Origin of the sequence: Qipengyuania proteolytica (assembly GCF_019711565.1) — a bacterium.
Taxonomy (GTDB): Bacteria; Pseudomonadota; Alphaproteobacteria; order Sphingomonadales; family Sphingomonadaceae; genus Qipengyuania; species Qipengyuania proteolytica.
On sequence record NZ_JAIGNN010000001.1, the window covers coordinates 254,618 to 267,890 of the forward strand.

13 protein-coding genes are annotated in these 13,273 nt (G+C 64.9%); 6 read left to right on the forward strand and 7 right to left on the reverse strand.

Translation table 11 applies throughout. The features are described from left to right. Positions 1–4: 4 nt before the first annotated feature. Positions 5–796, reverse strand: a complete 792-nt coding sequence (locus K3172_RS15615; RefSeq protein ID WP_221586654.1) for a cold-shock protein — start codon at positions 794–796, stop codon at positions 5–7. 245 nt (positions 797–1,041) lie between these two features. On the opposite strand from K3172_RS15615, the gene K3172_RS01190 reads away from it, so the two are divergent. Together K3172_RS01190 and K3172_RS01195 are read left to right on the forward strand one after the other, a co-directional pair. Next, complete coding sequence (locus tag K3172_RS01190) at positions 1,042–1,857, forward strand: TerC family protein (RefSeq protein ID WP_221586655.1); 816 nt, start codon at positions 1,042–1,044, stop codon at positions 1,855–1,857. After that, positions 1,854–2,294 (forward strand): protein tyrosine phosphatase family protein, encoded by a 441-nt coding sequence (locus K3172_RS01195; RefSeq protein WP_221586656.1) that lies wholly within the window; start codon positions 1,854–1,856, stop codon positions 2,292–2,294. The genes K3172_RS01190 and K3172_RS01195 overlap by 4 nt, the downstream gene beginning before the upstream one ends. Here the strand turns inward: K3172_RS01195 and K3172_RS01200 are convergent, their stop codons facing one another. Continuing rightward, the gene (locus K3172_RS01200) at positions 2,295–3,719 is read right to left on the reverse strand and encodes an amidohydrolase (protein WP_221586657.1); all 1,425 of its coding nucleotides are present in this window, start codon (positions 3,717–3,719) and stop codon (positions 2,295–2,297) included. Positions 3,720–3,782: 63 nt separating this feature from the next. On the opposite strand from K3172_RS01200, the gene K3172_RS01205 reads away from it, so the two are divergent. From K3172_RS01205 to K3172_RS01220, 4 genes are read left to right on the forward strand one after another with little or no spacing between them, the layout of a single operon-like run. Beyond that, on the forward strand, positions 3,783–4,190 hold the full coding sequence (locus tag K3172_RS01205; RefSeq protein ID WP_247717894.1) for a hypothetical protein: 408 nt from the start codon (positions 3,783–3,785) through the stop codon (positions 4,188–4,190). A 2-nt stretch (positions 4,191–4,192) separates the two neighbouring features. Continuing rightward, positions 4,193–5,131 carry a sterol desaturase family protein gene (locus tag K3172_RS01210; RefSeq protein ID WP_221586658.1) on the forward strand — a complete coding sequence of 313 codons (939 nt, stop codon included), beginning with the start codon at positions 4,193–4,195 and terminating at the stop codon, positions 5,129–5,131. Positions 5,132–5,155: 24 nt separating this feature from the next. Continuing rightward, positions 5,156–6,742, forward strand: a complete 1,587-nt coding sequence (locus K3172_RS01215; RefSeq protein WP_221586659.1) for a GMC family oxidoreductase — start codon at positions 5,156–5,158, stop codon at positions 6,740–6,742. Continuing rightward, complete coding sequence (locus K3172_RS01220; protein WP_221586660.1) at positions 6,732–7,100, forward strand: YkvA family protein; 369 nt, start codon at positions 6,732–6,734, stop codon at positions 7,098–7,100. The genes K3172_RS01215 and K3172_RS01220 overlap by 11 nt, the downstream gene beginning before the upstream one ends. Before the next feature lie 56 nt (positions 7,101–7,156). On the opposite strand, the gene K3172_RS01225 is transcribed toward K3172_RS01220, so the two are convergent. The 5 genes from K3172_RS01225 to K3172_RS01245 form a co-directional block, all read right to left on the reverse strand. Next, positions 7,157–9,535, reverse strand: coding sequence for a TonB-dependent receptor (locus K3172_RS01225; RefSeq protein WP_221588915.1), 2,379 nt, complete (start codon positions 9,533–9,535; stop codon positions 7,157–7,159). 280 nt (positions 9,536–9,815) lie between these two features. Further along, positions 9,816–11,150, reverse strand: coding sequence for an ammonium transporter (locus K3172_RS01230; RefSeq protein WP_221586661.1), 1,335 nt, complete (start codon positions 11,148–11,150; stop codon positions 9,816–9,818). Between the two features lie 20 nt (positions 11,151–11,170). Beyond that, positions 11,171–11,509, reverse strand: coding sequence for a P-II family nitrogen regulator (locus tag K3172_RS01235; RefSeq protein ID WP_221586662.1), 339 nt, complete (start codon positions 11,507–11,509; stop codon positions 11,171–11,173). A 143-nt stretch (positions 11,510–11,652) separates the two neighbouring features. Beyond that, positions 11,653–12,354, reverse strand: coding sequence for an endonuclease/exonuclease/phosphatase family protein (locus tag K3172_RS01240; RefSeq protein WP_221586663.1), 702 nt, complete (start codon positions 12,352–12,354; stop codon positions 11,653–11,655). Between the two features lie 38 nt (positions 12,355–12,392). Continuing rightward, positions 12,393–13,262 (reverse strand): alpha/beta fold hydrolase, encoded by an 870-nt coding sequence (locus tag K3172_RS01245; RefSeq protein ID WP_221586664.1) that lies wholly within the window; start codon positions 13,260–13,262, stop codon positions 12,393–12,395. Positions 13,263–13,273: the final 11 nt, after the last annotated feature.

Genomic DNA, 13,273 nt, shown 5'->3' on the forward strand with positions numbered 1-13,273 from the left:
GCCCTCACTCCTGAACAGGAACGAGGTTGACCGCCGAGTATTTGCCGCGTCGGTCGACTTCGAGGTCGAACTCGAAGCGCTGGCCTTCGTCGATGCCCGACAGGCCCGAACGCTCGACCGCGCTGATGTGCACGAAGGCATCAGGCTGGCCGTCGTCGCGGGTCAGGAAGCCGAAACCCTTCATCGAGTTGAAGAACTTCACCGTGCCGGTGGCCTTTTCGCCGGTCAGCTCGCGACGCGGAGCGGCTTCGCGATCGCCGCCACGCGACTGAACCGGGATCACGTCGCCGACAACCTGGAGATCCTGCGCGGAGACCTTGCCGCCGCGATCGACGAGGTTGAACTCGAGCTCCTGCCCTTCGGCAAGGCCTTCGAGGCCGGCGCGTTCGACCGCGCTGATGTGGACGAATACGTCCTCACCGCCGGTATCCTGCTGGATGAAACCGAAGCCCTTCTGGCCGTTGAAGAACTTCACCGTGCCCTTGCCGGTGCCGACGACCTGCGCGGGCATGCGGTTGAAACCGCCGCCACCACCGCCGCCACCGCCGCCGCGCGGGCCGCCGAAGCCGCCACCGCCGCCGCGATTGCCGCCGCCGAAGCGGTCACCGCCGCCACCGCCGCCACCGCCGCCGCCGTAGCGATCGCCACCGCCGAAACGGTCGCCGCCACCGCGGTTGTCGCGGAAAGAATCGTGCGGAGCAAAGTCCGCCGGCGGACCGCCGAACGGATCGAAGCTATCCTCCCCAAAACCGTCGCGCTTATCCCGTCCGCGACGGCGCCCTTTATCGTAACCCATAACTCGAACAGTACCTTCGTGCAGTCCGTGTTCCTCATGAACCTGATGCGTGGACTGCCTTCGCGCACCGGCCGCAGGAGCAGAAGGACTCCCACAATTTGCTGACTGCATAGCGCGAAACAACGCGGCATGCGAATGATTTAGCTAACCTGCCGTGACTTGCCGATGATTGTGACATTTCCGCATGATGTCGGACCGCTACGTTTCGCTTGCGCGGCAGGTCGGCGCTTGGCAATGCCGGCGTCATGGAAATCATGGCCTTGCTCTCCGATCCTGCCGCCTGGCTGGCTCTGCTCACTCTGATCGCGCTCGAAGTCGTCCTCGGGGTCGACAACCTTATCTTCATCGCGATTCTGTCGAACAAGTTACCCGAACACCAGCAGCAGCGTGCGCGGCGGATCGGGTTGTCGCTCGCCCTCATCATGCGCATCGGCCTGCTGATGCTAATCGGCTGGCTGGTCACGCTCCAGACGCCGCTGTTCGATCTCGGCCTCACGGGAGCACCGAACCAGTATGGCGAGCCGAGTTTCGAAACTGCGTTCTCGGGCCGCGACCTCATCCTGCTGGCGGGCGGTTTCTTCCTGTTGTGGAAGGCCACCAAGGAAATCCACCATTCGATGGAGCCCGAGGATGATTCGGGCGATCTCCTAGACAAGACGCCGGGCACGGCCGAAGCGGTCAAGGCGACCTTCGGTGCCGTCATCGCGCAGATCGTGGCGATCGACCTCGTCTTCTCGGTCGATTCGATCCTCACCGCCGTCGGCATGACCGACGAGATTCCGATCATGGTCACCGCCGTCGTCATCACCGTCGGCATCATGATGGTCGCCGCCGATCCGCTGGCGAAGTTCATCGAGAAGAACCCGACGCTGGTGATGCTGGCGCTCGCTTTCCTCGTGATGATCGGCCTTGTCCTGATCGCGGACGGCTTCGGCTTCCACGTACCGAAGGGTTATATCTACGCGGCCATGGGCTTTTCGGTCGGCGTGGAAATCCTCAATATCGTCCAGCGGCGGCGGCGTATGGCCAAGCGCCGTGTCGCACAGGGAGAGACTGCATGAGCGCGTTCCGCAAGCTGACCGACACGTTCTACGCCAGCCCGCAGATCTCTGTCGCGGACGTTTCGCAGGCCGCGGCGATGGGGATCGCACTGATCGTCAACAATCGCCCGGACGATGAAGCGCCCGACCAGCCCGCAGGAAGCGAGATCGAGGCCGCGGCGCGGGCGGCAGGGCTTGCCTATGTCGCTATTCCGGTGACCCAGGCGGGCTTCAGCATGCCGCAGGTCGATGCGCTCGCCGAAGCGCTCGCCAAGGCCGAAGGTCCGGCGCTCGGCTTCTGCCGCTCGGGCACCCGCTCGACATTGCTGTGGGCGCTGGCCGAGGCCAAGCGCGGCGGCAACCCCGACGAGATCGAGGCCTGTGCCGAAGGCGCGGGCTATTCGATCGCGCCGGTGCGCCCGACGGTCGACATGCTCGCCGGGCAGGCCTCGGACTGATCAGCGGCGATAGTCGAGCGGCGGCGCGCGGTCGCCGAGCAGCGATTCGTAAACGTAATCCTCGCCCCGCGCTGCGATGAACTCGGCCTTCGCCGTCTCGCGCAATTGCGGGTTGGTGTAGAGTTCCACCGCCGCCAGGACCATCGCCTTCGCCGCCTGCTGGGTACCCTTGGCCCCATAGCTGTGCCCGCTGGCGGCAACCGCCTGCCAGCTATGCGCGGAGGTTCCCGGCACCCAGGTGGCGGTGCGCACGCTGACCGTCGGCACCGCGCGCGAGACATCGCCGACATCGGTCGAGCCATAGCCGGTCTCGACCTCGTAATCCTGGACCAGGGCTGCTTCCGCCAACGCGGGTGCGTCCTCGCCTAGCGTTTCGCGGATGCTGGCCGCCCATTTCAGCTCTTCGGGCGTGTACTGGACCGGCGGCAGCTGCTTCAGCTTTTCCGTCATCATCAACTGGAGCGACTCGACAGGCAGCGTCGGGTTGTTGCCGTGGATGATCTCCCAGTCGACCTCGGTGCCCGTCCCCATGGCAGCGCCCTTCGCCGCAGCCTCGAGCCGCGGCCATAACGCGCGGACCTCGTCCGCATCGGAATGGCGCACGTAGTAGAAGGCCTCGGCGAAATCGGGCACGACATTGGGCGCTTTCCCGCCTTCGGTGATGACATAATGAATGCGCGTATCCATCGAGGTATGCTCGCGCATCATGTTGACCATCATGTTCATCGCCTCGACCCCGTCGAGTGCACTGCGCCCCCGCTCCGGCGCACCCGCGGCATGGGCCGAGATGCCGCGAAATCGGAACTTGCCCGAGCGGTTGGCGAGGCTCATGCGCGAGGCGGCTGAGTTCTGGTCCGCCGGGTGCCAGTCGATCACGAAATCGGCATCGTCGAACAGGCCGGCGCGCGCCATGTAGACCTTGCCCGAGCCGCCTTCTTCCGCCGGCGTGCCGTAGAGACGAACCCGGCCGGGCGTGCCCGTCGCCTTGAGCCAGTTCTTGATCGCAATGGCAGCGGTGAGCGATCCGGCACCGAACAAATTGTGCCCGCACGCGTGCCCGGCGATCTTGCCGTCGATCGGATCGCGGGTGGGCGAATCGGACTGGTTGATCCCGGGCAGCGCATCGAATTCGGCGAGGAGGCCGATCACCGGCCCGCCCTCGCCCCACTCGGCCACAAAAGCGGTCGGGATGCCCGCCACGCCCGGCCTGATCGCGAAGCCTTCCTGCTGCAACTCATCCACTAGCAGCCCGCTCGAGCGCGTTTCGAGATAGCCGAGCTCCGCCAGCTCCCAGATCTCCCGCGCAACGCGCGACGTGCGTTCCTTTTCCGCTTCGACCGCGGCGATCGGATCGACCTGCTGGGCTGCAGCGGGCACGGCCAGCGCAGCGGTGGAAAGCGTGGCGAGAAGGACGGTCCATTTCATTGCAGCATTCTCCCTTGTCGCAGCCTGCTTGCCGCAAATGGCGCGCCATGCCAATCGGCTTGGATGGACCTGCCGCCCGCCCTCATCCAGTTTCTCGGCTCGCTGTTCGCAATCCTCGCGCTCGCCGCACTGGCAAGATGGCTCAAGCTCGGGCCGGAGCCGCGTCTCGAAAGCGACGAGGCCGCGCGTGAGGCAGCGGATGAGGCAATCAGCGGGTTCGTGCCGCTCAGGATCGGGCGTGACCGCGACGGGCGCGGGGCGCTGCTCTCGGATTCGACCGGGCGCGTTCTCCTGCTCAGGCCTCACGGCACGATGTTCGCAGGCCGCCTGCTAACGGCCAGGGCCAGCGCGCATATCGAGCTCGATGTGCTGGTCATCGACACCGCGGAAAGGCGCTTCGGCACTGCGCGGCTTACCCTCGACGACCCTTCAGCTTGGATGCAGGCCATCGCTGCGATAAAGCACGCCTGACCATGCCCGATTTTTCGCCCACAGAACTTGCCGTGCCCGGCTTCGTCGCGCTGGTCCTGATCGAGATGGTCTGGGCCTGGCGCAAGCGCCCCGAGAGCTACGAGCCGCGCGATACCCTCACCAGCCTTGCCTTCGGGCTGGGCAGCACGGTGTCCGGCCTACTCTTCGGCGGGCTGTTCTTCGCGCTGTTCCTGTGGGTATGGCAGTTCCGCCTGTTCGATATCGGCTGGAGCTGGTGGGCCTTCGCGTTGTGCTTCGTGCTCGACGACCTCAAGTATTACTGGGTCCACCGCTTCGGCCACCGCGTCCGCTGGTTCTGGGCGAGCCATGTGAACCACCATTCGAGCCAGCACTACAATCTCTCGACCGCGCTCAGGCAGACCTGGACCGGTTTCATGACGCTGGGTTTCGCCTTCGCATTGCCGCTTGTCCTGCTCGGTTTCCATCCCGGGATGATCGCGCTCGCCGGCGGGTTCAACCTGATCTACCAGTTCTGGATCCATACCGAGGCGATCGACCGGATGCCGCGCTGGTTCGAAGCGGTCATGAACACGCCCAGCCACCACCGGGTCCACCACGCGACCAACCCGCGCTATCTCGACCGCAATTACGCAGGCGTGTTCATCGTGTGGGACAAGCTGTTCGGCACCTTCGAGCCCGAAGTGAAGGGCGAGAAAATCCGCTACGGGATCGTCAAGCAGCTGGGCAGCTTCAACCTCTTGTGGGCTGTCTTCCACGAATGGATCGGGATCGCGCAGGACATGTGGCGCGCGCCGTGGAAGCACAAGCTGTCCTACCTGCTGCGCGAGCCCGGCTGGACGCATGACGGCAGTCGCGAGACCTCCGACCAGATCCGCGCGAGCTGGCTCGAACGACAGGCGACGGGTGAAAAGCCCGTTTCATCCGAAAACCCGATTGCGGGCGGAGCGGAGCCTGCCTAACCTCTCGAATCGAGAGGAGAGATCATGGACGAATTCGACGTCATCGTCGTTGGCGGGGGCAGCGCCGGCAGCGCCATCGCAGGGCGCCTGACCGAAGCCGGCAAGAGCGTGTGCCTGCTTGAAGCGGGGCCACGCAACGACACCTTCCTGATCAAGACACCGGGCTTCATGCCCTTCCTGACCGACAAGTCGAACTACCGTTACGAGACGGTGCCGCAGAAGGGCCTCAACGGGCGGATCGGTTACCAGCCGCGCGGTCGCGGGCTCGGCGGGTCGTCCGCGATCAACGCGATGGTCTATATCCGCGGCAACAGCTGGGATTACGACAACTGGGCGTCACTCGGTTGCACCGGCTGGAGCTATGACGACGTGCTGCCCTATTTCAAACGCGCCGAGCACAACGTGCGGGGGGCGGACGAGTATCACAGCGCCAGCGGACCGCTCTGGGTGAGCGACCAGAAATGGCCGAACCCGGGCAGTCTCGCCTTCGTCGAGGCCGCGGCGCAGCTGCAATTGCCGCGCAACGCCGACTTCAACGGGGCGAAGCAGGAAGGTTTCGGGCTCTATCAGGTGACCCAGAAGGACGGCGAGCGCTGGTCCGCCGCGCGCGCCTATGTCGAGCCGCGGCGCAAGGCGAAGAACCTCGACATCCGTATCGGCGTCACCGTCCAGCGGCTCGAGATCGACGAGGGACGCGTTACCGGCGTGACCTACTCGGTCGGCGGGAAGGAGCGCACGGTCAAGGCGCGCGGTGCGGTCGTGCTGTCCGCAGGGGCGTTCAATTCGCCGCAGGTTCTCATGCTCTCCGGCATCGGCCCGGCTGCGCACCTGCGCGAGCATGGGATCGAAGTCGTGCTCGACAAGCCCGCCGTCGGATCGGACCTCCAAGATCACATCGACTACGTTTCCAGCTGGGAAACGAAGAGCAAGGACTTCATCGGCGACAGCCTCGCCGGCACCGTTCGCATGGCCAAGGCGATCGTCGAACACCGGCGGAAGCGCACCGGCATTATGACCACGCCCTATGCCGAAGCGGGCGGGTTCTGGACAGTGATGCCCGACGCGCCCGCCCCCGATGTGCAATGGCACTTCGTTCCCGCGATGCTCGAGGATCACGGCCGCGAGAAAGTGAAAGGCCATGGCTTCTCGCTCCATGCCTGCGTGCTCAGGCCCGAAAGCCGCGGCACGGTGCGGCTCGACAGTCGCGATGCCGGCCATGCGCCGCGGATCGATCCGAACTTCCTCGACGACGAGCGTGATATGGCGACGATGCGGGCGGGCGTCCGCCTGTCGCACCGGATCGCCTCCTCTCCCAGTCTCGCGAAATACGATCCGCAGGACCGCTACCCGATCGACCTCGACGATGATGCCCAACTCGACGAACTCATCCGCAATCGTGCCGATACCGTCTATCACCCCGTCGGCACCTGCCGGATGGGCGCGGACGCGGACGCGGTGGTAGATCCGACGCTGAAGGCGCAGGGGATCGACGGACTTTACGTCGCGGATGCCAGCATCATGCCGCGCCTGGTCTCGGGCAATACGAACGCGCCGAGCATCATGATCGGCGAACGTTGCGCCGATTTCGTGAAGGCGGCGCTTGCTGCCTGAAATCAAGGCCTGGGCGCGTGCGCTGAAACGTGACGTGCTCGCGCTCTACCTTGCGGCAAGGGATCCGCGAACGCCCTGGGCGGCACGAATCGCGGCTCTTCTCGTCGCGGGCTACGCGTTGAGTCCAATCGACCTGATCCCCGATTTCATCCCGGTGATCGGTCTGCTAGACGATCTGCTGCTGGTGCCGGCAGGGATCTGGCTGGTGCTGCGCCTCGTCCCGCCCGACCTGATGCAATCCTATCGCGCCGAGGCGGAATTGCTCGCGCACCGCCCGAGATCACTGGCAGCAGCCGCTGTCGTGATCGCCTTGTGGATCGTCGCCATCGCATTGGCGGCCGCTTGGCTGGACCTGTAAGAAAGGGGCCGGAGCTTGCGCCCCGGCCCCTTCATTTTTTTGCGGCGACTGCGGGCTCAGAAGGCCTGGCGAGCCGTCACGCCGATCGTTCTCGGCGTGCTGACGCTATAGCCGAGCCGCGCACGCCCGCCGCGCTCGCGGTCGAAGCTGAGCAAGGCGTTCTCGTCGAGAAGGTTGTTCACATAGACTTGCAGCGAGAAGCCGCTGTCGAAGTCCACGCCCGCGCTCATGTTCACGACATCGTAGGACGGAAGCAGCAGGTCGACTGTCGTCGAGGCCGATGCGGGCGCGCCGCCGAACGGAAGGCCATGGACGAAGGTCCGCGGGTTGTTCTCCTGATCGGCCGGCTGGGTGTAGCGATTGCCGACGTGGCTCCACGATCCAGAGATATACGCGTCAGCACTGCTCGATACCGGGAATTCGTAGCTGCCCGAAACGGTCATCTGGAATTTCGGCACAGACGGCAGGCGGTTGCCTTCGCGAATGCCGGTCGCAGTCGCGAGCGGTTCGGGCAGGGTGGAATCGAATTCGGCTTCGATCACGCTGCCCGACAGCACGAAGTCGAGGCCGGGCGTCGGCGAGAAGCCGATCTCGGCTTCCGCACCCATCGAGTGCGCGTCGGGAACGTTGAACACGATCCGCGACGAACAGCTGCCGGCATCGAGCGTCACCTGCAGATTGCTGATGTCGTTGTAGAAGCCGGCCACGTTGGCATAGAAGCCGCGCCCCTGCGCCTTCGCGCCGATTTCGTAGTTCCACAAGGATTCGTCCTCGTAGCTCTGGAACGCGCCGAACAGGGCGGCATCGTTCGGCGAGCACAGCGTCACGTTGAGCGGATCGTTCACCCCGCCCAGACGGAAGCCCTTCGAGGCCTGTGCGTTCAGCGTGAGCACGTCGCTGACGTCGTAACTCACCAGCAGGCGTGGGCTCACGCCGTCAGACTTGGTTTCGTCGGCGACATTGTCGCCGTTGGCGAACAGGCCACCCGAGATGAACTGGCGGCTTTCCTCGAAGTCGTAATAGCGGGCGCCGACCGTCACATCGAGCGCATCGGTGATCGAATACGTCGCCTCACCGAAAATTGCGATCTGCTCGAGATCATAGGGCAGGTCGGCATTGTAGGGCGAATCGAGGTTCGGGAAGCCGTTGGCCACCGCTGCGGACGTGCCTGCACCCAGCGTCGCGTCCGTCGCCGCCGCATACCCCGGAGTCGGGAGGCGTTGGCGGTAAAAGCGATCGGTCTGCGAGTAGAACCCGCCGACGACCCACTGGAAAGGACCGCTGCCGTTGGATGCGAAGCGCAGTTCCTGGGTTATGGCGTTCACATCGGTCGTGTCGCGAAGGTTGGACGCCAATCGTACATCCGCCGGCTCGTAGCCGAGATCGACCGAGACCGATCCGGTGAGTGCACTGGCATCGCGGCTCACGAGAATGTCGCGATTGGTGTAGCTGCTGACCGAAGTCATCGTGACCGGGCCGAGTTCCGCCTCGACCACCAGGTCGGCGATCAGCGTCTCGTCCTCGAAAGCTTCGCGCAGTTTCAGGAACTGCTCGCGCTCGCCAAAGGTAACCGGCGGGCGACCCGTGGTGTAGGGGTTGGCGTAGAGGTTGTAGATTTCCTGGCGGTTGAACCCGTCGGCCGAGACCTTCTGGTAGATGAAGCGCGGGGTGATGGAGAACCCTTCGCCGCTGTCGATAGTCAGCGCCAGACGACCGCCGTAGCGCTCGCCGCCGTTCACGTTCTCGCCGCCAGCCGGGCCGATTGCGTCGATAAAACCGCCGTATTGCGTATAATAGCCGACAGCGCGCAGCGCGGCACGCTCGCCGAGCGGCAGGTTGACCATGCCCTTGAGGTGCCCACCCCAGTCGTCGCCATCGACGAGGTTCACGTTACCTTCGAACAGGCCTTCGCTGACGCCGAGGAGCGGCTGGTTGGTGATGTAGCGGATCGTCCCGCCGACGCTGCCCGATCCGAACAGCGTGCCTTGCGGGCCACGCAGCGTCTCGACCCGGTTGAGGTCGAACAGGTCGAGGTCGGGGGTGAAAAGCGACAGCGAGATGACGCTTTCGTCGAGATAGACGCCAACCTGCTCCTTCACGCCCGGCTGGTCGCGCACGATCTGGCCGGCCGACACACCGCGAACCGAGACCTGGCTCTGGCCTGGCCCGAGGTTCTGGACCGAAAGACCCGCCACATTGCGCGAGAGGTCTTCGAGCGTCGCCGCACCCGACTTCTGGATGTCTTCCTGGGTCTGGGCATTGATCGAAAAGGGCACGTCCTGAATGGTCGAATCGCGCTTGGTCGCGGTCACGATGATGACGTCTTCGTCGCCTGCGACCTGCTCGGCCTCCTGGGCGATGCCCGGGGTGGCGATCGCTGCGAGCCCGCACCCTGCGAGAAGCGCAGCCGCGCGGCCGACGCCGCGATAGGTCATAGTTTTCATGATCTCTCTCCTCCACTTTTAGTCACTCGGGACCAATCCGTAACATTCGAGATGAATCGACCGACTTGTCTTGGCAATAGTGTCGACTGCGCGGCGCGTACTTCGCGGCGCTGGCGTAGCGTTCGAGTCACACACCTGCGTGCCAAAAAAAGGGGCCGGGGAAAGCCCCGGCCCTTGGTAGTCGTATGTTCGCAGGAGGAACATCGGTTGACGGGGGCACCTCCGCGAGAGAGAGGAGAGAGAACGGCGGCGCCCCCGCCAAACTTGGTGATCAGTTGTAGGCGCGCTCCCCGTGTTCGCCGATGTCGAGACCGTCGACTTCGGTTTCTTCCGAGACCCGCAGGCCGATGAGTGCCTTGACGATTCCGCCGGCGATCAGCGTGCCGAGACCGGCCCAGGCGATCGTGACGACGACCGAGAAGACCTGCACGCCCAGCTGCGCGCCGAGAGCGGTCGATCCGTCGCCAGGCCCGCCGAGGAACGGCTGGTAGACGACGGCGGTACCGATGGCTCCGACGATCCCACCGACACCGTGAATGCCGAACGCGTCGAGGGAGTCGTCGTAGCCGAACTTGGACTTCGCCTTGGCGACCGCGAAGTAGCAGACGGCCGAAGCAAGCATGCCGAGAAGGATCGCGCCGAACGGGCCGCTATTGCCGGCCGCCGGGGTCACGGCGACAAGGCCGGCGATCACGCCCGAACAGAAGCCGAGGGCCGAACCCTTGTGACCGGCCATGCGCTCGATCACCATCCAGGTCAGGGCACCGGCAGCGGTGGCAACGAAGGTGTTGATCATGGCGAGGCCAGCCGAACCGTCCGCTTCGAGTGCGGAGCCGGCGTTGAAGCCGAACCAACCCACCCACAGCAGGCCGGTGCCGACCATGGTCAGCGTCAGGCTGTGCGGCGGCATCGGCTCTGCCGGATAGCCGCGACGCTTGCCGAGCAGGTAGGCGAGCGCCAGGCCCGAGACACCGGCGTTGATGTGCACCACGGTGCCGCCGGCGAAGTCGAGCGCGCCGTCTTCGAACAGCAGTCCGCCGCCCGCCCAGACCATGTGCGCGATCGGGAAATAGACGATCGTCAGCCAGATGGGCACGAACAGCATGACGGCGTTGAACTTCATGCGCTCTGCCGTCGCGCCGAGGATCAGCGCGGCGGTAATCGCGGCGAAGGTCATCTGGAAGCTGATGAAGACATATTTGCTGATGACTTCATCGGTGAAAGTCGCCGCCGTGCTGCTGGCGTCGGTGCCGGCGAGGAAATAGCTCCCGCCGCTGACGAACAGGCCGAGCGTGCCTTCGTAAGTGGTGTCGCCGAATGCCAGCGAATAGCCCCACATGACCCAGATGATCATGGCGAGCGAGGCGGTCGCGCCGACCTGCGTCATGGTCGAAAGCATGTTCTTCGAACGCGTCAGGCCGCCGTAGAACAGCGCAAGGCCCGGCAGGATCATGAGCATGACCAGCACGGTGGCGGTCATCATCCAGGCGTTGTTGCCAGGGTTGGGGACGGGCGCGGCAGCCTCTGCGGCTTCCTGCGCGAATGCCGCAACGGGCGTGAGCAGCGCGGCAGCCATGGCGCCGGCGCGGGTAAGGGTGCGAAGCATGGTGGTGTCCTTCATCGTCTTCACAGGGCGGTGTCGCCGGTTTCGCCGGTGCGGATGCGGGTGGCGCTGGCGAGATCGAGGACGAAGATCTTCCCGTCGCCGATTGCCTCGCTGCTGGCAGTCTGCTGGATCGTCTCGACCACCTGCGGGGCGAGGTCGTCGCTGGCTGCGATCTCCAGCTTCACCTTGGGCAGCATGTTGGTCGAGTATTCGGCGCCGCGGTAAATCTCGGTCTGCCCCTTCTGACGCCCGAAGCCCTTGACTTCGGACACGGTCATCCCGGCCACACCGATCGCGCCGAGGGCTTCGCGCACCTCGTCGAGCTTGTATGGCTTGATGACTGCGATGATGAATTTCACGCGCTCACCCCCTTGGCTGTCCGCCGGTCCCAGCGCCGGCTTCGCACCTGCAGCATGAAGCGTGCCAAACGCCGAAAGGCCGCGTCAGCAGCCCGCACGCGGCGCCCCGGCTTGTCTGAGCTGCCCAATACTTGGGCTGGTGGTTATTTTTTGTGCAGATGGAGCCGGGCGACGACCGGCAAATGGTCGGAAGCGACGGCAGCCAGCGGAGTGTGGTGCACCTCCGCCGCCATGCACTGCCACTGGTGCGACGCGACGATACGGTCGAGCATGGCGAGCGGCTGGGTGCTGGGATAGCTCCGCCCCGGCGTCACCAACTGCCAGCCGTCGCTGAATTCTCGCATCGCCCCGGTCTGCCGTCCCCACTGGTTGAAATCGCCGAGAATGACCGTCGGCAGGTTACGCCGACAGGCGCCGACATGATCCAGCAACGAGCGGATCTGGTCGCGCCGCCGGAGACCCGAGAGGTCGAGATGCGTACCGATTATGCGAAGCACATGGCCGTCGACGCGGATCTCGCCGCAGGCCGCTCCGCGCGGCTCGAGCGTTGGCAGATCGAGCGCTTCTCCGTGGACGATCTCGAATTCCCTCCGCACCAGCAGGGCATTGCCGTGCCAGCCGATGCTCCGCGGCCGCCGGGCTACTTCCACGACCCTCCAGTGCGTGTCGTCGATCGCCGCGCGCGGTATCACCGTCGCCCGGTCGCCTATTCTCCGGTCGACCTCCTGCAAGGCGACGACGTCGGCATCGATTTCGTGGATCACGCGCAGAATACGCTCGGGATCGCGCCGCCGGTCGGTCCCGACGGCCTTGTGGATATTATAGCTGGCGAAAGTGAGCTCCACGCTCCGTCAACGCATCCGCCGACTGGAACGTGCCGCAATCACAGGAAATCCTTCAGCGTCTGCATGAAACGGTCGAACTGGTCGTGGTGCAGCCAGTGGCCGGCATTGGCGAATTCGATCACCTCGGCATTGGCGAAATGATCGAGCCGCCCGTCGCCTTCGGGGTTCGAAGCCCAGCTGTCGGCGCCATAGAGCAGCAGGGTCGGCGCGGTGATCGCGGCCCAGGTCTGGTGCAGGAACTCGTCCGCGATGTCCTCGACCGGCCAGACATTGAGGTGCGGATCGAATTTCCAGCTGTAGGTGCCGTCCTCGTTGCGGTTCACGCCGTGGATCGTCAGGTGCCGCGCCTGTTCCTCGGTGAGGTAGCTGTTCTCCTCGATCATCCGCGCAAAGGCCGCTTCGATGCTTTCATACTTGCGCGGGATGCGGCCCGAGGCAGAGCGCTTCTTGCCGATCCATTCGTTGAGACGTTCGGGATAGGGCTTGCTGCGCATCTCCTCCTGCCGCTTGGGGCTGGGGCCGAGGCCTTCGATGGCGACGATCTTCGTCACCATGTCGGGGAAGGTCCCGGCGTAGCGCAGCGAGACATTGCCACCCATCGAGTGGCTGACGATCGTGACCGGGCCGACGCCGAGCTGGTGGATCAACTGGGCGAGGTCGTAGACCATGTCGCTGGCGGAGTAATTGCCGTCGGAAACCCAATCGGAGTCGCCATGCCCGCGGTGGTCCATGGCGACGACGTGCCAGTCCCGGCAAAGCTCTTCGGCCACCCAGTCCCAGCTGCGCGCGTGGTCGCGTCCGCCATGAACGAGGACCAGCGGCGGCTTCCCGCGATTGCCCCAGTCGAGATAGTTGAGCCGCAGGCGCTGCGAAATGAAGGTTTGGGAAGTAGGGCCGGGAATGGTCATTGGGAGCCTTT

What these genes read in the sequence shown, in the direction of transcription:
- K3172_RS15615 (WP_221586654.1), bottom strand. Translation starts at nt 796, where the DNA reads ATGGGTTACGATAAAGGGCGCCGTCGCGGACGGGATAAGCGCGACGGT.
- K3172_RS01190 (WP_221586655.1), top strand. Translation starts at nt 1,042, where the DNA reads ATGGAAATCATGGCCTTGCTCTCCGATCCTGCCGCCTGGCTGGCTCTG.
- K3172_RS01195 (WP_221586656.1), top strand. Translation starts at nt 1,854, where the DNA reads ATGAGCGCGTTCCGCAAGCTGACCGACACGTTCTACGCCAGCCCGCAG.
- K3172_RS01200 (WP_221586657.1), bottom strand. Translation starts at nt 3,719, where the DNA reads ATGAAATGGACCGTCCTTCTCGCCACGCTTTCCACCGCTGCGCTGGCC.
- K3172_RS01205 (WP_247717894.1), top strand. Translation starts at nt 3,783, where the DNA reads ATGGACCTGCCGCCCGCCCTCATCCAGTTTCTCGGCTCGCTGTTCGCA.
- K3172_RS01210 (WP_221586658.1), top strand. Translation starts at nt 4,193, where the DNA reads ATGCCCGATTTTTCGCCCACAGAACTTGCCGTGCCCGGCTTCGTCGCG.
- K3172_RS01215 (WP_221586659.1), top strand. Translation starts at nt 5,156, where the DNA reads ATGGACGAATTCGACGTCATCGTCGTTGGCGGGGGCAGCGCCGGCAGC.
- K3172_RS01225 (WP_221588915.1), bottom strand. Translation starts at nt 9,535, where the DNA reads ATGACCTATCGCGGCGTCGGCCGCGCGGCTGCGCTTCTCGCAGGGTGC.
- K3172_RS01230 (WP_221586661.1), bottom strand. Translation starts at nt 11,150, where the DNA reads ATGCTTCGCACCCTTACCCGCGCCGGCGCCATGGCTGCCGCGCTGCTC.
- K3172_RS01245 (WP_221586664.1), bottom strand. Translation starts at nt 13,262, where the DNA reads ATGACCATTCCCGGCCCTACTTCCCAAACCTTCATTTCGCAGCGCCTG.